Annotated in this window: 15 protein-coding genes; 5 read left to right on the plus strand and 10 right to left on the minus strand. The window is 57.0% G+C overall.

Translation table 11 applies throughout. The annotated features are described in order from the left end of the window. Positions 1-61: 61 nt before the first annotated feature. The 10 genes from AB4N85_RS13745 to gyrA all read right to left on the minus strand — a co-directional run bounded on the left by AB4N85_RS13745 (position 62) and on the right by gyrA (position 12,171). The gene (locus AB4N85_RS13745; protein WP_076563762.1) at positions 62-301 is read right to left on the minus strand and encodes a LapA family protein; all 240 of its coding nucleotides are present in this window, start codon (positions 299-301) and stop codon (positions 62-64) included. Between the two features lie 30 nt (positions 302-331). Beyond that, a complete protein-coding gene (gene ihfB, locus AB4N85_RS13750; RefSeq protein WP_007950920.1) occupies positions 332-628 on the minus strand; it encodes an integration host factor subunit beta in 297 nt (98 codons plus the stop codon). 153 nt (positions 629-781) lie between these two features. Continuing rightward, entirely contained in the window at positions 782-1,060 is a 279-nt protein-coding gene (locus AB4N85_RS13755) for a hypothetical protein (RefSeq protein WP_122700170.1), read from the minus strand. Positions 1,061-1,252: 192 nt separating this feature from the next. Then, entirely contained in the window at positions 1,253-2,938 is a 1,686-nt protein-coding gene (gene rpsA, locus AB4N85_RS13760; protein WP_016770920.1) for a 30S ribosomal protein S1, read from the minus strand. A 119-nt stretch (positions 2,939-3,057) separates the two neighbouring features. After that, positions 3,058-3,747, minus strand: coding sequence for a (d)CMP kinase (gene cmk / locus AB4N85_RS13765; RefSeq protein ID WP_024013869.1), 690 nt, complete (start codon positions 3,745-3,747; stop codon positions 3,058-3,060). After that, entirely contained in the window at positions 3,744-5,951 is a 2,208-nt protein-coding gene (locus AB4N85_RS13770) for a bifunctional prephenate dehydrogenase/3-phosphoshikimate 1-carboxyvinyltransferase (protein WP_236168542.1), read from the minus strand. The genes cmk and AB4N85_RS13770 overlap by 4 nt, the downstream gene beginning before the upstream one ends. Before the next feature lie 28 nt (positions 5,952-5,979). Beyond that, complete coding sequence (gene hisC / locus AB4N85_RS13775; protein ID WP_252868065.1) at positions 5,980-7,092, minus strand: histidinol-phosphate transaminase; 1,113 nt, start codon at positions 7,090-7,092, stop codon at positions 5,980-5,982. 13 nt (positions 7,093-7,105) lie between these two features. Then, the gene (gene pheA / locus AB4N85_RS13780; protein ID WP_016770924.1) at positions 7,106-8,200 is read right to left on the minus strand and encodes a prephenate dehydratase; all 1,095 of its coding nucleotides are present in this window, start codon (positions 8,198-8,200) and stop codon (positions 7,106-7,108) included. Continuing rightward, the gene (gene serC, locus AB4N85_RS13785; protein WP_039760041.1) at positions 8,200-9,285 is read right to left on the minus strand and encodes a 3-phosphoserine/phosphohydroxythreonine transaminase; all 1,086 of its coding nucleotides are present in this window, start codon (positions 9,283-9,285) and stop codon (positions 8,200-8,202) included. Before serC ends, pheA begins: the two co-directional genes overlap by 1 nt. Positions 9,286-9,516: 231 nt before the next feature. After that, positions 9,517-12,171, minus strand: a complete 2,655-nt coding sequence (gyrA, locus tag AB4N85_RS13790) for a DNA gyrase subunit A (RefSeq protein WP_252868066.1) — start codon at positions 12,169-12,171, stop codon at positions 9,517-9,519. 533 nt (positions 12,172-12,704) lie between these two features. Between gyrA and AB4N85_RS13795 the strand changes: the two genes are divergently transcribed. The 5 genes from AB4N85_RS13795 to AB4N85_RS13815 are packed head-to-tail and all read left to right on the plus strand — an operon-like array spanning position 12,705 to position 19,092. After that, positions 12,705-14,135, plus strand: coding sequence for a UbiA family prenyltransferase (locus AB4N85_RS13795; protein ID WP_150637706.1), 1,431 nt, complete (start codon positions 12,705-12,707; stop codon positions 14,133-14,135). Next, positions 14,132-15,442 (plus strand): FAD-binding oxidoreductase, encoded by a 1,311-nt coding sequence (locus tag AB4N85_RS13800; protein WP_150637705.1) that lies wholly within the window; start codon positions 14,132-14,134, stop codon positions 15,440-15,442. The genes AB4N85_RS13795 and AB4N85_RS13800 overlap by 4 nt, the downstream gene beginning before the upstream one ends. Beyond that, on the plus strand, positions 15,439-16,179 hold the full coding sequence (locus tag AB4N85_RS13805; RefSeq protein ID WP_150637703.1) for an SDR family oxidoreductase: 741 nt from the start codon (positions 15,439-15,441) through the stop codon (positions 16,177-16,179). The genes AB4N85_RS13800 and AB4N85_RS13805 overlap by 4 nt, the downstream gene beginning before the upstream one ends. Before the next feature lie 34 nt (positions 16,180-16,213). After that, positions 16,214-18,145, plus strand: coding sequence for a phospholipid carrier-dependent glycosyltransferase (locus tag AB4N85_RS13810; protein ID WP_150637701.1), 1,932 nt, complete (start codon positions 16,214-16,216; stop codon positions 18,143-18,145). Next, on the plus strand, positions 18,142-19,092 hold the full coding sequence (locus AB4N85_RS13815; RefSeq protein ID WP_150637699.1) for an NAD-dependent epimerase/dehydratase family protein: 951 nt from the start codon (positions 18,142-18,144) through the stop codon (positions 19,090-19,092). Before AB4N85_RS13810 ends, AB4N85_RS13815 begins: the two co-directional genes overlap by 4 nt. The last annotated feature ends 1 nt before the right edge of the window (position 19,093 follow it).

A 19,093-nucleotide genomic window follows, 5' to 3' on the forward strand; every position in this document is an offset into this window, starting at 1 on the left:
TTACTAATGGATAAAGACAGGCTGAGGCGCAATTTCGACAGATGCCGTGCGCCTGTCGTTTTCAGACCAGTCGCTTGCGTGCAGCTCTGGACGAACGTCCAAGAAACCAGCCCAAAATTGGACCGATGAGCATACCAATCAGCAACGCCAACACTGCAACTACCGACACCGGCAACTGCGGGCCGGAAAAACCCAGAAACAAAAGCGAAACCGATTGCTGGTTTTCCAGCACAAACGCCAGAACAACCAGAACCATCAGCAGAAGAAAAACGCCAAGCAATATGCGTTTGAGGTTACGCATCCACGCCCCCTTGAATTTGAATAGCGAAGATCAAGCGCCCTCCTCCTCTTCCTCGTTCACGCGGTCACGCAATTCCTTGCCCGGTTTGAAATGCGGAACGAATTTACCGTCCAGACTGACAGACTGGCCGGTCTTTGGGTTGCGGCCGACACGTGGCGCGCGGTAATGCAGGGAGAAGCTGCCGAAACCACGGATCTCGATACGATCACCGGTGGCGAGGCACTGAGACATTTGTTCAAGCATGGTCTTGATGGCCAGCTCCACATCCTTGGATGAGAGTAGCCCTTGATGGGTGACAATTCGTTCGATCAACTCCGACTTCGTCATATTTTTCCCTTCTTTTTCAAGCAGCTAGATCAGCGCTTGAAAGGTTTTAGCATGCCCGGAAGATTTTGAACAGCCCAGGGATTGACATATCTTTCCCGGGGTCAAAACGCCCATTTTCAGGGCACTCCAGTGGCGAGCCGGATCGCCGCTACCCTAACGACACATCACCAGCATGGTCCGGGTCACGAAGCCCGCCGGATTAAAGCCAAACGGGTATTCGTCTTCATCTTTGGCATCGTCAGAACGGGTGATGACCTTATAGCCCTTGCCTTTACACTCCTTCGCTGCACGCTTCTGGCACTTTTCCCAACCGGAACCCAACCCGGAGCAATCAACCTCGATACCACTGACGCCGCGCACCGCATGGGTTTTCGCACTGGTGGTGCACCCTGCCAGCGCCAAGACCACTGCAATAACAAATAACTTGTTCATCCACTTCCTTATGCCAGGCAAGCCTGACGACTAATGCTCAAGATCAAGCTTAGTCGCGAATAGGCGATTGATCCGATTAAAGAAACAGACCCGCAGCCGAAGCCATTGGTTTCATGCACGGACGTACAAGAGCCAAATCGCAGGCACAAAAAAGGGCGACCGAAGTCGCCCTTTTTAATGATCAAGCAGAACTCAGTTCTGTTTGGCCATTGCTTGACGCAGCAGTGCCGCCATAGTGGTGTCAGCTGCTTCGCCTTCCGGAGCTGCTTTCAGGCTCTGGATGGCTTCTTTCTCTTCAGCATCGTCTTTCGACTTGATCGAGAGCTGGATTACGCGGCTCTTGCGATCAACGCTGATGATCTTGGCTTCAACTTCCTGGCCTTCTTTCAGGACGTTGCGCGCGTCTTCAACGCGGTCACGGCTGATTTCGGAGGCTTTCAGGGTAGCTTCGATGTCGTCGGCCAGAACGATGATGGCGCCTTTGGCGTCAACTTCTTTCACGGTACCGGTCACGATAGCGCCCTTGTCGTTAACCGAGACGTACTCGGAGAACGGATCGCTTTCCAGTTGCTTGATGCCCAGGGAGATGCGCTCGCGCTCTGGGTCAACCGACAGGATGACGGTGTCCAGCTCGTCGCCCTTCTTGAAACGACGTACGGCTTCTTCGCCCACTTCGTTCCAGGAGATGTCGGACAGGTGAACCAGACCGTCGATGCCGCCGTCCAGACCAATGAAGATACCGAAATCGGTGATCGACTTGATGGTGCCGGAGATCTTGTCGCCCTTGTTGAACTGGCCAGAGAAGTCTTCCCATGGGTTCGACTTGCACTGCTTGATGCCCAGGGAGATACGACGACGCTCTTCGTCGATGTCCAGAACCATGACTTCCACTTCGTCGCCGACTTGTACGACTTTCGAAGGGTGGATGTTCTTGTTGGTCCAGTCCATTTCCGAAACGTGTACCAGACCTTCAACGCCTTCTTCCAGCTCAGCGAAGCAGCCGTAGTCGGTCAGGTTGGTAACACGAGCGGTAACGCGAGTGCCTTCTGGGTAACGGGCTTTGATAGCAACCCATGGATCTTCGCCCAGTTGCTTCAGGCCCAGGGAAACACGGTTGCGTTCGCGATCGTATTTCAGAACCTTGACGTCGATTTCGTCACCAACGTTGACGATCTCGGAAGGATGCTTGATGCGCTTCCAGGCCATGTCGGTGATGTGCAGCAGGCCGTCCACGCCACCCAGATCGACGAATGCGCCGTAATCGGTGAGGTTTTTGACGATACCTTTGACTTGCTGGCCTTCCTGCAGGGATTCCAGCAGAGCTTCACGCTCGGCGGAGTTCTCGGCTTCGAGGACGCTGCGACGGGAAACGACAACGTTGTTGCGCTTCTGGTCCAGCTTGATGACCTTGAATTCCAGCTCTTTGCCTTCCAGGTGCGTGGTGTCGCGCACTGGACGGACGTCAACCAGGGAACCTGGCAGGAACGCACGGATGCCGTTAACGTCGACAGTGAAGCCGCCTTTAACCTTACCGTTGATAACGCCCTTGACCACTTCCTCGGCTGCGAAGGCTGCTTCCAGAACGATCCAGCATTCAGCGCGCTTGGCTTTTTCACGGGACAGCTTGGTTTCGCCAAAGCCGTCTTCAACCGAATCCAGAGCAACGTGAACTTCATCACCAACGTTGATGTTCAGTTCGCCAGCATCGTTGTAGAACTGCTCAAGCGGGATGAGTGCTTCAGACTTCAGACCAGCGTGAACGGTTACCCAGCGAGCCTGGTAATCGATATCAACGATAACACCGGTGATGATGGAGCCTGCCTGAAGGTTCAGGGTTTTCAGGCTTTCTTCAAAGAGTTCCGCAAAGCTTTCGCTCATTTTAATTCCTGTAGATGAGGGCGAAGTAAACGCCCATCTCCACACCCCAGACGGTGTGGGTTAGTTTCATTTAAAAGAAGCACCGCAGGACTATGACTGGTCCCCTGCGACCTTCTTGGTCACCCGGCGATATCGCGAATGGCGATCTCGCTCATGATGCGTTCAAGCACCTGATCGATGGAAAGCTCCGTTGAATCCAGCTGAATCGCGTCGGCCGCCGGCTTGAGCGGGGCTACTGCGCGCTGGGTGTCACGCTCATCGCGTGCACGGATCTCATCTAGCAGACTCGACAGACTAACACCCTCGACTTTGCCCTTCAACTGCAAATATCGACGGCGCGCCCGCTCCTCGGCACTGGCGGTGAGGAAAATCTTCAGCGGTGCATCCGGAAATACCACCGTGCCCATGTCGCGACCGTCCGCCACCAGACCCGGCGCTTCCTGAAACGCACGCTGGCGCTGCAGCAGCGCCTCGCGTACGGCGGGCAGCGCAGCCACTTGCGAGGCCCCGGAACCGACGCTTTCGGTGCGAATGACATCGCTGACTTCGTCGCCTTCGAGAATGATCCGCTGCAGCTGACCTTCGGTCGCGGCGATGAACTGCACATCCAGATGAGCGGCCAATGTCTTCAGCAGCTCTTCATTGGTCAGGTCGACGCCATGGTTATGCGCAGCAAACGCGAGCAAGCGATAAAGCGCACCGGAATCCAGCAGGTTCCAGCCCAGACGCTTGGCCAGAATCCCGGCGACCGTGCCTTTGCCGGAGCCGCTTGGCCCATCGATGGTGATGACCGGTGCAATGTTTTTCACGACTGTGCCTCTTGTGCCACACGAATGCCGACTTGCCCGCACAGCGCGAGGAAGTTGGGGAACGAGGTCGCGACGTTGGCGCAATCATGGATGCGGATCGGTGCGGTAGCGCGCAACGAGGCAACGCTGAAGGCCATGGCGATACGGTGGTCGCCGTGACCGTGCACTTCACCGCCGCCGATCTGGCCGCCGTCGATGATGATGCCGTCCGGGGTCGGTTCGCACTTGACGCCCAGCGCCAGCAAGCCGTCCGCCATGACCTGAATCCGGTCGGATTCCTTGACTCGCAGCTCTTCGGCGCCGGTCAGCACGGTCCGCCCTTCGGCGCACGCAGCCGCGACGAACAGTACCGGGAATTCGTCGATGGCCAGCGGCACCAGTTCCTCCGGAATCTCGATACCTTTGAGTTTAGCTGCGCGCACGCGCAAGTCAGCCACTGGTTCGCCACCGACCTCACGCTGGTTTTCCAGAGTGATATCGGCACCCATCAGCCGCAGGATGTCGATCACGCCAGTACGGGTCGGATTGATGCCGACGTGCTCAAGCACCAGCTCGGAGCCCTCGGCGATTGAGGCTGCGACCAGGAAGAACGCCGACGACGAGATATCGCCCGGCACTTCGATGTGAGTCGCGGTGAGCTTGCCGCCGGACTCGACCGAAGCCGTGGCGCCGTCGACGCTGACCGGGTAGCCGAAGCCACGCAGCATGCGTTCGGTGTGATCGCGGGTCGGTGCTGGCTCGGTCACCGTGGTCTTGCCTTCAGCATAGAGACCGGCAAGCAGCAGGCAGGATTTCACCTGAGCACTGGCCATCGGCATGGTGTAGGTCAGGCCCTTGAGCTTATGGCCACCGCGAATGGTCATCGGTGGACGACCTTCGGCAGCGGTTTCGATCACGGCGCCCATTTCTCGCAAAGGATTAGCCACGCGATTCATCGGACGCTTGGACAGCGAAGCGTCGCCGGTCAAGGTGCTGTCGAAGTTCTGCGCCGCCAGCAGGCCAGAGAGCAGACGCATCGAGGTGCCAGAGTTGCCCAGATAGATTGGGCCCGGCGCAGGTTTCAGGCCGTGCAGGCCGACACCGTGGATGGTAACGCGGCCGTGGTGCGGGCCTTCGATGACCACGCCCATGTCGCGGAATGCCTGCAAGGTCGCCAGGGCGTCTTCGCCCTCAAGGAAGCCTTCGACTTCGGTGACGCCTTCGGCCAGCGAGCCGAGCATGATCGAACGGTGGGAAATCGATTTGTCACCCGGTACGCGAATCCGACCGGACAGGCGGCCACCAGGTTGAGCCAGGAAGATCAGATCGTTGGAATTCATAGCGTCCACATAGGCCCTGCGGGCCAGGATTTTACTGAAATGCTCGCGGGCAACCCGGGCGCGCGTGAAAACGCCCAACAATTGGTGCCCATCCCCTGCATCGACCGCGTCGCGCAAGGCGTCGAGGTCGCTGCGAAATGTATCGAGTGTGCGCAGGACAGCCTCGCGATTGGCGAGGAAGATGTCGTGCCACATCACCGGGTCGCTTCCGGCGATTCTTGTGAAATCGCGAAAACCACCGGCAGCGTAACGGAAGATCTCCAGATTTTCATTGCGCTTGGCCAACGAATCGACCAGACCGAAGGCCAGCAGGTGCGGCAGATGGCTGGTCGCGGCCAGCACTTCATCGTGACGCTCGACCTGCATGTGCTCGACATCGGCGCCCAGTTCGCGCCACAGGCGATCGACCAGCGCCAGCGCGGCAGGATCGGTCTGCTCGAGCGGCGTCAGGATCACCTTGTGCCGGCGGAACAGCTCGGCATTCGAGGCTTCCACCCCGCTCTGCTCGGAACCGGCAATCGGGTGCCCGGGGACGAAGCGCGCCGGCATGCCGCCGAACGCCTCGGTCGCCGCGCGCACCACGTTGCCTTTGGCGCTGCCGACATCCGTAAGAATCGCCTGCCCCAGATCCATGACAGCCAGACGCGCGAGCAGCTTTTCCATGGCCAGAATCGGCACCGCCAGCTGAATCACATCGGCACCGACGCAAGCCGCCGCCAAATCGTCTTCGCAGCGATCAACCACACCCAATTCGACCGCGAGCTTGCGCGATTGCGGGTCGAGATCAACACCGACCACCTCACGGCACAGGCCGCTTTCACGCAAACCTTTGGCAAACGAACCACCGATCAACCCCAGACCGACCACCACAAGGCGACCGATCATAGGTGCAACAGGTTGCAGCGCAGTGACATCAACCACGAGCCAGAACCTTGCGCAGCGCCTCGAGGAAACGGCTGTTTTCCGCCGGCAGACCGATGGTCACCCGCAGGTGGTCCGGCATGCCGTAATTGGCCACCGGACGCACGATCACGCCTTCGCGCAGCAAGCCCTGGAAAATCGGCGCCGCGACCTGGCCGAGATCGACACAAATGAAGTTGCCTTTGGACTCGATCCAGCTCAGCCCCAGCTCACGGAAACCCGCCTGCAACTGCTGCATGCCGGCTTCGTTGAGCTGACGGCTTTGCGCCAGATATTCATCATCTTTCAATGCCGCACAGGCCGCCGCCAAGGCGAGGCTGTTGACATTGAACGGCTGGCGAACGCGGTTCAGCACGTCTGCCACCACAGGCGTCGACAAGCCATAACCGACGCGCAGCGCGGCCAGACCATAGGCCTTGGAGAAGGTGCGCGACACCAGCAGGTTCGGGTACGCCGCGAGGAAGTCGAGACCGTCCGGCAAATCACTGCCTTCGGCGTACTCGATGTAAGCCTCGTCGAGGACTACCAGCACATGCTCGGGAACGTCCTGCAGGAATTCGTCCAGCGCTTCGGCGCCGAACCAGGTACCGGTCGGGTTGTTCGGGTTGGCGATGAACACCACGCGGGTGTTGGCATCGATGGCCGCAAGCATCGCCGGCAGGTCATGGCCCCAGTCTTTGGCTGGAACGACTTTGGCCTGCGCACCGACAGCTTGGGTAGCAATCGGATACACAGCGAATGCATGTTCGCTGAATACCGCGTTCAGGCCCGGCGCCAGATAGGCACGCGCAACCAGCTCAAGAATGTCGTTGGAGCCATTGCCCAGCGTGACCTGATTCAGCTCGACGCGGCACTGTTCGGCGAGCAGCGACTTCAGGGCGAAACCATTACCGTCCGGGTAGCGGGTCAGCTCGGCCAGCTCTTCGCGGATCGCCGCCAATGCCTTCGGGCTGGCGCCCAATGGGTTTTCGTTGCTCGCCAGTTTGACGATTTTTGCCGGATCCAGATCCAGCTCGCGCGCCAGTTCGTCCACAGGCTTGCCCGGAACGTACGGCGAAAGTTGTTGCACGCCCGGCTGTGCCAGAGCGAGGAAGTTGCCACTCATTTGCTACCGCCCCTTAGAGAACTGCTTTCGGGTAGGAACCCAGCACTTTGAGTGCTACTGCTTCCTGACTGATCTTTTCCAGCACACCTTTGATCAACGGATCACGGTGGTGGCCGACAAAGTCGATGAAGAACACGTAGGTCCATTTGCCGCTGCGCGACGGACGGGTTTCGATGCGGGTCAGGTCGATGCCATTGTCGTGGAACGGCACCAGCAGCTCATGGAGCGCGCCGGGCTTGTTGCTCATCGACACGATGATCGAGGTCTTGTCGTCGCCGGTCGGCGGCACTTCCTGATTACCGATCATCAGGAAGCGGGTCGAGTTGTCCGGGCGATCTTCGATCTTCTCGGCCAGACGCGTCAGGCCATATAGCCCTGCCGCCATGTCGCCAGCGATCGCTGCCGAATTCCACTCACCCTTGACCCGTTTGGCCGCTTCGGCGTTGCTCGACACCGCGACGCGTTCGACATTCGGGTAATGCGCGTCCAGCCACTTGCGGCACTGAGCCAGCGACTGCGCGTGGGAGTAGATGCGGCTGATACTGTCGGTCTTGGTATTTTCGCCGACCAGCAGATGATGGTGGATGCGCAGCTCGACTTCGCCACAGATCACCATGTCGTGCTCGAGGAAGCTGTCCAGCGTGTGGTTGACCGCGCCTTCGGTGGAGTTTTCCACCGGCACCACGCCGAAATTCACCGCACCGGCGGCGACTTCGCGGAACACTTCGTCGATTGCCGCCATCGGCTTGCTGATCACAGCGTGGCCGAAGTGTTTCATCGCTGCCGCTTGGGTGAACGTACCTTCAGGGCCGAGATACGCCACTTTCAGCGGCTGCTCCAGCGCCAGGCACGACGACATGATTTCGCGGAACAGCCGCGCCATTTCTTCGTTGCCCAGTGGCCCCTGGTTGCGCTCCATCACGCGCTTGAGCACCTGAGCTTCGCGCTCGGGACGATAGAACACCGGCACTTCGCCTTCGGCCAGCGAGGCCATCTTCACGCGGGCGACTTCCTGGGCGCAACGCGCACGCTCACTGATCAGCTCGAGGACTTTGGTGTCCAGAGCGTCGATGCGAACGCGCAGTGCCTTGAGTTCTTGCTCGGACATCAGCCGTGTTCCTTCTCGAATTCCGCCATGTACGCCACCAGCGCGTTGACCGCAGTGATGTCGACGGCGTTGTAGATGGAGGCGCGCATGCCGCCCACCGAGCGGTGGCCCTTGAGATTGAGCAGGCCGCGCTCGTCGGCACCGGCGAGGAACGGCTTGTCCAGACGATCATCAGCCAGACGGAACGGTACGTTCATCCACGAGCGATCCGACTTGTTGATCGGGTTGCTGTAGAGGCCACTGGCGTCGATGAAGTCGTACAGGGTGCGCTGCTTGACGTCGTTGAGCCTGGCGATCGCTTCGACGCCGCCCTGCTCTTTCAGCCATTGGAACACCAGACCGGACAGGTACCAGGCCAGCGTCGGCGGGGTGTTGTACATCGAGCCGTTATCGGCCGCGACCTTGTAGTTGAGCATGGTCGGGCACAGCGAGCGGGCCTTGCCGAGCAGGTCTTCGCGAATGATGTTGACGACGATGCCGCTCGGGCCGATGTTCTTCTGCGCGCCGGCGTAGATCATGCCGAAACGCGAAATATCGACCGGGCGCGAGAGGATGTCCGAAGACATGTCGGCCACCAGCGGTACGTCACCGGTTTGCGGGATCCATTGAAATTCCAGACCACCGATGGTTTCGTTCGGCGCGTAGTGAACGTACGCGGCGTCTTTCGACAGATTCCACTCGTTCTGGCCCGGGATGGCGAAATAGTCGTAAGGCTTGGCAGTGGCAGCAACGTTGACGTGGCCATAGCGCGAGGCTTCTTCGATGGCTTTCTGCGACCAGATACCGGTGTCGATGTAGTCGGCCGAGCCGCCTTCAGGCAACAGGTTCAGCGGGATCTGCGCAAACTGCTGACTGGCGCCGCCCTGCAGAAACAGCACTTTGTAGTTCGACGGGATATTCAGCAGGTCACGCAGATCCTGCTCGGCCTGGGTGGCGATGGACACGAACTCATCGCTGCGATGGCTCATTTCCATGACCGACAGACCCTTGCCGTGCCAATCAAGGAGTTCACCCTGGGCGCGCTGCAGGACAGCTTCAGGCAGCGCCGCCGGACCGGCGCAGAAGTTATAGGCTCGCTTGCTCACATCCAATCTCGCTCTGATTTGGTGGTATCACGCAATAAATCACACTACCGATCAACATGGCCCTGTGGGAGCGAGCCTGCTCGCGAATGCATCACCGCGGTGCTTCAGAGGTACCGCAGCGCCTGCTTTCGCGAGCAGGCTCGCTCCCACAGGGGATCTCCATGATGTCGAAAATTCATACCGGACAAATAACAAGGGGGCGAATTCTCATCCGCCCCCTCGTTTGTCCGCTTATTCCTGCGGTTCTTCGTCTGCTGCGGCGTCGAGTTGCTGGTCTTCACCTGCTTCGTCGATACCGACGGTGCCTGCGATTTCCTCGCCCTCTTCACCTTCGAGCTCTTCGCCTTCGATTTCCGAAGGTTCCTGAACCCTCTCCAGGCCGACCAGGGTTTCATCCTTGGCCAGCTTGATCAGCGTCACGCCCTGAGTGTTACGGCCCAGGCTCGACACTTCGCCGACACGGGTACGTACCAGGGTGCCCTGATCGGAGATCAGCATGATTTCTTCGCCGTCGAGCACCTGTACCGCGCCGACCAGACGGCCGTTACGCTCGTTGCTGACCATGGCGATCACGCCCTGACCGCCACGCTTGTACTCAGGGAACTCGGTGATCGCGGTGCGCTTGCCATAACCACGCTCGGAAGCGGTGAGGATCTGACTGCCTTCTTCCGGGATCAGCATGGAAATCAGCTTCTGCCCTTCCGGCAGACGCATGCCGCGCACGCCGCGAGCGGTACGGCCCATGGCACGTACGTCGGACTCTTTGAAACGGGTGACCTTGCCGCCGTCGGAGAACAGCATCACTTCGCGCTCGCCATCGGTGATGGCCGCAGAGATCAGCACGTCGCCTTCGTCCAGCTCCAGCGCGATCAGACCGACGCTGCGCTGACGACTGAAGGATTCCAGCGGGGTCTTCTTCACGGTGCCGTTGGCGGTGGCCATGAAGATGTAGTGACCTTCGGTGTATTCCTCGACCGGCAGCATGGTGGTGATGTATTCACCGTCATCCAGCGGCAGCAGGTTGACCAGCGGACGACCACGGGCCGCGCGGGAGGCTTCCGGAATTTCGTAGGTCTTGAGCCAGTACACCTTGCCCTTGCTGGAGAACAGCAGCAGCGTGGTGTGGCTGTTGGCAACCAGCAGGTGAGCGATGTAGTCCTCGTCCTTGACGCCGGTGGCCGACTTGCCTTTGCCGCCACGACGCTGAGCCTGGTACGCAGCCAGCGGCTGGGTCTTGGCGTAGCCACCGTGAGAGATGGTCACGACGCGCTCTTCTTCCGGGATCATGTCACCCAGGGTCAGGTCGAGACGGGCATCGAGAATTTCGGTGCGGCGCACATCGCCGTATTCGGCGCGGATCACTTCCAGTTCTTCGCGGATCACTTCCATCAGGCGCACAGCGCTGTTGAGGATGCGGATCAGCTCGCCGATCTGGTTGAGGATCTCCTGGTACTCGGCCAGCAGCTTCTCGTGCTCCAGACCGGTCAGACGGTGCAGGCGCAGTTCGAGGATCGCTTGCGCCTGTTCTGGCGAGAGGAAGTACTTGCCTTCGCGCAGACCGTATTGCGGATCGAGGTTTTCCGGACGGCACGAATCTGCACCGGCACGTTCAACCATCGCCACCACAGCCGAGGATTCCCAAGGCGTGCTGATCAGCGCTTCCTTGGCTTCCGACGGCGTTGGCGACGCCTTGATCAGGGCGATCACCGGGTCGATGTTCGACAGGGCAACGGCCTGGCCTTCGAGAATGTGCCCACGCTCGCGCGCCTTGCGCAGTTCGAACACGGTACGACGGGTAACCACTTCGCGACGGTGACGGACGAAGGCTTCCAGCAGATCCTTGAGGTTGAGGATGCGTGGGCGGCCGTCGATCAGCGCGACGATGTTGATACCGAACACCGATTGCAGCTGGGTCTGGGCGTAGAGGTTGTTGAGGATTACCTCAGGCACTTCGCCGCGACGCAGCTCGATCACGACACGCATACCGTCCTTGTCGGACTCGTCGCGCAGCTCGGTGATGCCCTCGAGCTTCTTCTCTTTGACCAGCTCGGCGATCTTCTCGATCAGACGCGCCTTGTTCAGCTGGTAAGGCAGCTCGGTGATAACGATCTGCTGACGGCCACCGACCTTGTCGATGTCTTCGATGATCGAGCGGGCACGCATGTAAATGCGCCCGCGACCGGTGCGGTAGGCTTCGATGATGCCGGCACGACCGTTGATGATCGCGGCCGTCGGGAAGTCCGGACCGGGAATGTATTGCATCAGCTCATCGACGGTCAGCTCGGGATTGTCGATGAGGGCCAGGCAACCGTCGATGACTTCACCGAGGTTGTGCGGCGGAATGTTGGTCGCCATGCCCACGGCGATACCGCTGGAACCGTTGACCAGCAGGTTCGGTACGCGGGTCGGCATGACCGCCGGGATCAGTTCGGTGCCGTCGTAGTTCGGCACCCAGTCCACGGTTTCCTTGTGCAGGTCAGCCAGCAGCTCGTGCGCCAGCTTGGTCATGCGCACTTCGGTGTATCGCATGGCCGCAGCGTTGTCGCCGTCGACCGACCCGAAGTTGCCCTGGCCGTCGACCAGCAGGTAGCGCAGGGAGAAAGGCTGGGCCATACGAACGATGGTGTCGTATACGGCAGTGTCACCGTGCGGGTGATACTTACCGATCACGTCGCCGACGACACGGGCAGATTTCTTGTACGGCTTGTTGTAGTCGTTGCCCAGCTCGCTCATCGCGAACAGCACGCGACGGTGCACGGGCTTGAGGCCATCGCGCGCATCCGGCAGTGCACGGCCGACGATCACGCTCATTGCGTAGTCGAGGTAGGACTGTTTCAGCTCGTCTTCGATATTGACCGGGAGGATTTCTTTGGCCAGTTCGCCCATGAGAAGCTTGATTCCTTTTTCTGGTGAAACTTCGTCATATCCATGTGGGAGCAACGAAGCTCGTCGGGGCGGGCCGAGTGCCATGCGCCGACTTACGACAAATCAACATTGGATCGCGGATTTGCGCAGTAAAGACAGCTCCCTGGAGCCGCCTCGGAAAACGCCGGATGTTATCACAAAGGCCGCCACGCACCTATCCCTCCAGAGCCTGCCGAAACCATTAATCTGACACAAAATCGCCTCAGAACGCCTTCTGCGCCGTTTTCAGTGATCCAAAGACATTTTTTACCTCTCGAAAAACGCCCGTCCGCTCCGTTTTCAGCGCCGAGATGACTTCAGATAAGCAAAAATGAATTTTGAGTGGCTCTTGTAGCGCCATAAAAAGTGTGACGGTGAAGTCTTTTTTTGCTCAAATGCGCAGCTCGATTATACGCATCGCAATAAGTGTCTGACTGAAATGCTCTAGCGAGCCCAATCGGCCGACTCGCCATATGGCAAAGAAGCGTAGTTTTATTTCTTAGGGATAAGCTTTCGTGACATCCAATGCCCCCCCGCTCGTCGTAGACCTAGACGGCACTCTCCTTCGTTCGGACCTCTTGCTTGAGACAGGCATTGCTTTTCTAAGAAGCAACCCTCTCCAACTGTTGAAACCATTCATCTGGTTATTGAAAGGCAAAGCCTCGCTCAAGGAAGGCCTTGCCAAGGACAGCCACGTTGACGTTACGGTATTGCCGTATGACCCTGCCGTAATAACGCTGATCGAACAGGCGCGCGCGAGCGGTCGCAGCATCGTTTTGGCGACTGCAAGTCATATCAGCCTGGCGAACAGAGTCGCCGACCACTTGCAAATTTTCGATAAGGTAGTGGCGACCAATGGCAGTCTTAATCTCTCGTCACATCTCAAACGTGACGTGCTGGTTGAGCAGTATGGAAATGAAGGATTCGATTACATCGGCAACTCTCTGGATGACATCGTCGTCTGGGCCAGCGCGCGTAAAGCTTATGTCGTCAATCCGGAGCGCGGCGTCGAGAAACGCGCAGCGGCTCAGGGGAATGTTGAGGAAATCATTCGCTCCAACACCACCAGACCCAAGGACTGGATAAAAGCCCTGCGCCTTCACCAGTGGATGAAGAACATACTTATCTTCGTGCCGCTGCTGACTGCGCACCTACTGACCAACATTCCGTTCGTCCTGCAAGGTCTACTGGCCTTCCTGTTCTTCGGCCTTTGCGCATCCAGCGTCTATCTGCTGAACGACCTCCTGGATCTCAATGATGACCGCCATCATAAATCCAAACGGAACCGGCCCTTTGCATCCGGAAAATTGAGCATACGCGTAGGACTGCTGGCCTTTCCTTCGTTATTGGGAATCGCCTTCATCGGCTCTGCGGTCCTTTTGCCCTGGGAGTTCACAGCAACCCTGATCGGATACTACATATTGACGCTGGCCTACTCGCTTTCCATGAAGCGCAAAATGGTCGTGGATGTCATTTCGCTCGCATTGCTTTACACCATTCGGATCATTGCGGGTGCCTGCGCATTGAACCTGGAGCTCACATTCTGGATTCTTGCGTTCTCGATGTTCATGTTCCTGAGCCTGGCATTGGTCAAACGCTATGCCGAACTGCGTGAAGCCAAGCACAGTGGCCGCACGGAAAAAACCCGAGGCCGAGGGTATTATCCTGACGACCTTGAAATGATTTCCTCTCTGGGAGCCGCTTCCGGCTATCTGGCTGTAATGGTATTGGCAATGTACATTCACGACCCCGCCACCACTCGCCTGTATTCACACCCGCAGATCATCTGGCTTGCCTGCCCGATTCTATTGTTCTGGATTTCCCGGATATGGATGCTGACGCATCGTGGAAAAATGCATGATGACCCTGTCATGTTCGCCGTGTCTGACCGCACCAGCATCGTTGCGGGCCTCTTGATGGGCCTGGTGTTCTGGGTGGCCGCGTGAATACCGACCTCTTATCCTGGGGGCGATACCCCCGCCTGCCTCAATCGGGACATAGCGCCAACTGGCGAATGGATCTGCCCGCACTGATAGAAAGTGTCAGCCGCACCCACGGCAGCACACTCCCGTTCGGCAACGGACGCAGCTATGGAGACAGCTGCCTGGCCGCCAGTGGCCATGTGCTGAATATTCGTGCACTTGATCGCTTCATTGAGGTGGACTGGCAAAACGGCAGGATCACGGCTGAAGCCGGCGTAACACTCGCGCAAATCCTTGAGATATCCATCCCTAACGGCTGGTTCCTCGCGGTGACGCCCGGCACGCAATTCGTGACACTGGGAGGCGCGATAGCCAACGACGTGCATGGCAAGAATCACCACGTACGCGGCACCTTTGGCAATCACGTCACGGAGTTTGGCCTGCTGCATAAAAACGAAACGCTCATCTGCAGCCCGACACAAAACCAAGCACTGTTTCGTGCCACGATTGGCGGCCTGGGCCTCACCGGGGTAGTGAGCTGGGCGCAGATACAGCTGATTCCAATCCAGTCGAGTCAGATCGACAGCACCCTTGTACGTTTCAACAATCTTAGTGAGTTCTTCGAGCTTTCCAGTCAGTTGGACCACCAGCATGAATACAGCGTTGCCTGGATCGACTGCCTCGCCAAGGGAGAACAACTTGGACGAGGTATTTTCATCGTCGGCGACCATGCGCCTTATGGCTCATTGACCCTGAACAAGCGGAACAAACTGACGGTCCCGCTGACGCCACCGGTTTCCCTTATCAATAATCTGTCTTTGCGCGGTTTCAACGAAGCTTACTGGCGCAAGAGCCCGGTCAAGCGAACCCGCATTCGTAGCGAGTATGAGCCCTTCTTCTATCCGCTCGACAGAGTGCTGCACTGGAACCGAATTTACGGCAACGCCGGGTTTCAGCAATTTCAATGCGTCATTCCCGACGCCAACGCTCAAATCGCCATGGCTCAGCTACTCAAGACCATTGCGGACTCCGGTAACGGTTCTTTTCTGGCTGTGCTCAAACGCTGCGGCGAATGCAATTCACCCGGTCTCCTCTCTTTTCCGTTACCTGGCGCCTCTCTTGCGCTGGATTTCCCGCAATCAGCAAGCCTGGAAAAGCTCTTCGCACGTCTGGACGTCATTGTCAGAGAGGCCGGAGGCCGGATCTATCCAGCCAAGGATGCACATATGAGCGGTAGCGATTTCCGCACCGCTTACCCTGAGTGGGAGCAGGTTGAAGCCTTGCGTGACCCGTCTATGAATTCCCGCTTTTGGAAAAGGGTAACTGAATGAAACGAGTTTTGATCATTGGCGCAACCTCAGCGATCGCTACGGCATGCGCACGCCGCTGGGCCGCGGAAGGTAGTGAGTTTTTTCTGGTCGGCAGAAACCTTGAAAAACTTCAACAAACCGCCGCCGACCTTGAGAGCCGAGGGGCCAAAGCGACGGCTTTGCACACCATGGACGCTACTGACACAGGTACCCATGCCGCGATGCTTGAACACTGCATTGACGCCATGCGCCAGATCGATGTTGCCTTGATCGCACACGGCACCCTCCCCGATCAGCAGCAATGCGAGCAAGACCCTGCAGTAGCGCTCCATGAGTTCATCAATAACGGAACATCCGTCATTGCATTACTGACATTGCTGTCGAACCAGTTTGAAACGCAGCGCTGCGGTACTCTCGCGGTGATTTCTTCAGTAGCCGGTGATCGCGGCCGCCCCTCCAATTATCTGTATGGCGCTGCCAAGGCTGCCGTCTCGACATTCTGCGAAGGATTGCGCGCCCGCATGTTCAAAGTCGGTGTTCACGTGATCACCATCAAACCCGGCTTCGTCGATACGCCAATGACACAAGGCTTAAAACTGCCGAAGGCACTGGTAGCCCAACCTGACCAAGTTGCAAAGAGAATTGCAGACGGCATAGATCGGAAAAAAGATGTGCTTTATGCACCTGGTTTCTGGGCGCTGATCATGCTGATCATTCGCTCGATTCCAAGTTTTGTGTTCAAAAGAATAAATCTCTGAATTCAGTTAATTTTTTTCGAAATGGGGTGACACCTTGAAGTTTTATAAACTTTCAAGTCAATATTTATCGTCAATACGCGGCATACAGTTAATCAGCCTGGCAACGCTAGTCTATGCATTTTACATAGCCCTGAATTACGCCGGACAACCGCTGATTGAGCTCTTTGGCTTCAGACAAACACAAACAGCCTTGACCTCTTTCTGGTTTATTCAGGAAGGCTACAAACTTGCCTATGAAACTCCGGTTTCCGGTGCACCCTGGTCGATCCCTTTCGAATTCCCGCTCTACCAAGCGATCGTTGCGTTTATTTCTCAGCTGCTTGACAGTGATCTTGGCAAAACCGGAAGACTGGTTTCTTTTGCCTTCCTGGTCCTTTGTCTCTACCCCGTCAACGAAATTTGCAAATCGCTCAAGCTGAGCCGAAGCAGCTTCTATCTATTTGTTGGCCTGCTTTTTTCCAGCCCCATCTATCTGTTCTGGGGCAGAACATTCATGATCGAGACAATGGCGCTGTTCTTTGCCGTTCTTGCGATCAAGTACTTTCTGGACTTCCTCAACGCAAAAGGAAAATGGGCGGCAGCAGGCTTTTTCGTCTGCATTTCGCTGGCCATTCTTCAGAAAGCGACAACCGGTTTGCCGGTGCTCGCGGTGCTTGCCTTCGTCTTCCTGTTTTACGAAATTGACAGAAACAAGAGCATCATCGGCGCAATTTCCGTCAAAAATATTATCTGGGCGGTCACCCTGTTCGCGCTGCCGATTGTCATTGGCTACGGTTGGACGTTCTACACCGATATCATTAAATCCAAAAATGAATTCGGGATGAGCATTACCTCTCAAAGCCTGTCTGCGTGGAACTGGGGAACACTGACACAGCGCCTCTCCATGCCGCTCTACTCTGATGTCATCTGGTCGAGAATTATCAAGGGTAACCTGTCGGGCATATTCGGCATTGCAATCATCCTGGGCGCTTTGCTTCTGTCGAAAAGCAATAAGCTGAAATTCATTATCGTTGCAGCCTGTGCACTGGGCATATTGCCTCTGTTTATCTTCACCAATCTCCACCTTGTGCACACCTACTACCAGTCCGCCAATGTCATTTTCCTCATATTCGCTCTGGCAGTCGCCGTTGCCGAGGGTCTGGAGGGAGCACGCCGGACAGTGATCTCGGCAATTGTTTTCCTCGCCTTGGTACTGAACAACTACGGCGCCTTCGCCAATGACTATTTCAATAAGGTTCATGAAGATCTCAACATCGGCAACTCTCGGGATCTGATGCTGGGTGAGGCGCTTAAAAGGAACATGTCTCATGACGAAGGGCTTGTGGTGTATGGCAATGACTGGAGTTCCTCGATCGCCTACTATGCCGAACATAAATCCTTCACCGTACCGGATCGGTTCCGCAACCTGAACAAAGTCATCAATACGCCAGAAGCCTATCTGGGCGGCCTGCCTCTGGGCGCGATTTCCTCCTGTCCCGAAGCGCCGGTACCCACCGTGCGCCAACTGGTTGACTGGAAGCACAACGGCACTCAATGGAAAGCTGCTGAAGTCTGGAACTGCATTGTCGCCTTCCCCGAGAAAACCATCGGCCTTGATTTGCCGAAGGTAAAGACAGACTGCCAAGGTAATCTGGACTATGTAGGCGATACGACGAGCAAGACGCCTGACACTGTTCAGTTCAAAGGCTGGACAACGATTGATGGTTCGCAGAATACAATCCCGTCGCAGGTCTACATAACGCTGACCGACGCGAATGGAGCCGTGAAGTACTACAACGCGGTGCAATCCTACTACTACGGTGTGGGCGACCTGTTCAACCGCCGAGACATAGTCAATGCGGGTTTTGGAAGAATCATCGACACCTCGACCTTGTCCGGAAAATATACCGTTGGTGTCGAACGAGTCGTGGATCAACAAATGCAGGTTTGCCAATTCAGCAAAGAACTTCAGGTTAATAAAAAATGACCAGTATTAATCTCAAAGAGCGGATCATCCTTCCGGGCGGCGCTGGCCTCGTTGGGCAAAACCTGGTCGCACGCCTGAAAGCGAAGGGCTACGAAAATATCGTGGTCATCGACAAACATGTCAAGAACCTGGAAATCCTCAAACAGGTACAGCCGGAAATCACCACGGTACTTGCCGACCTTTCCACGCCAGGAGACTGGCAAGAGTATTTTATCGGGGCAGATGTAGTGGTCATGCTGCAAGCACAGATCGGCGGCAACGACTACAGCGACTTCGTCCACAATAATGTGGACGCAACACGCCTGATCCTTGACGCGATCAAGACCAACAGCATCCCGTACCTGGTACATATCAGCTCCTCGGTCGTTGAATCCGTGGCTGATGATTTTTATACCAATACAAAGAAAGACCAGGAACAAATGGTTCTGGCCAGCGGCATTGCGTGCCCGATACTTCGGCCGACGCTGATGTTTGGCTGGTTTGACCGCAAGCATCTGGGCTGGCTGTCCCGCTTCATGAAAAAGGTTCCGGTATTTCCGATCCCGGGCCACGGCCGTTATATGCGCCAGCCCCTGTATGTGGGTGACTTCTGCAATGTCATCATCAGTTGCATCGAACAGCGAGTTCATGACGGAATATTCAATATCTCTGGCCATGAGAAAATTGATTACATCGATATCATCCGTGAAATAAAGCGCGCCACACACGCTAAAACCATTATTGCGAAAATACCTTACAGCATTTTTTACGGCCTTATCTGGACGTGGAGCCTGTTTGACAAAAACCCACCGTTTACCACACAGCAGCTGGCATCTCTCAGCGCGAAAGACGAGTTCGAAGTCAACGATTGGCCCGGTACGTTTAACGTGCCCTATACCCCATTCGCTGCGGCCGTGAACGAAACCTTCAATGATCCGAAGTACAGCAAAGTTGTTTTGGAGTTTTAAG

The organism is Pseudomonas sp. H1_G08, assembly GCF_054681355.1.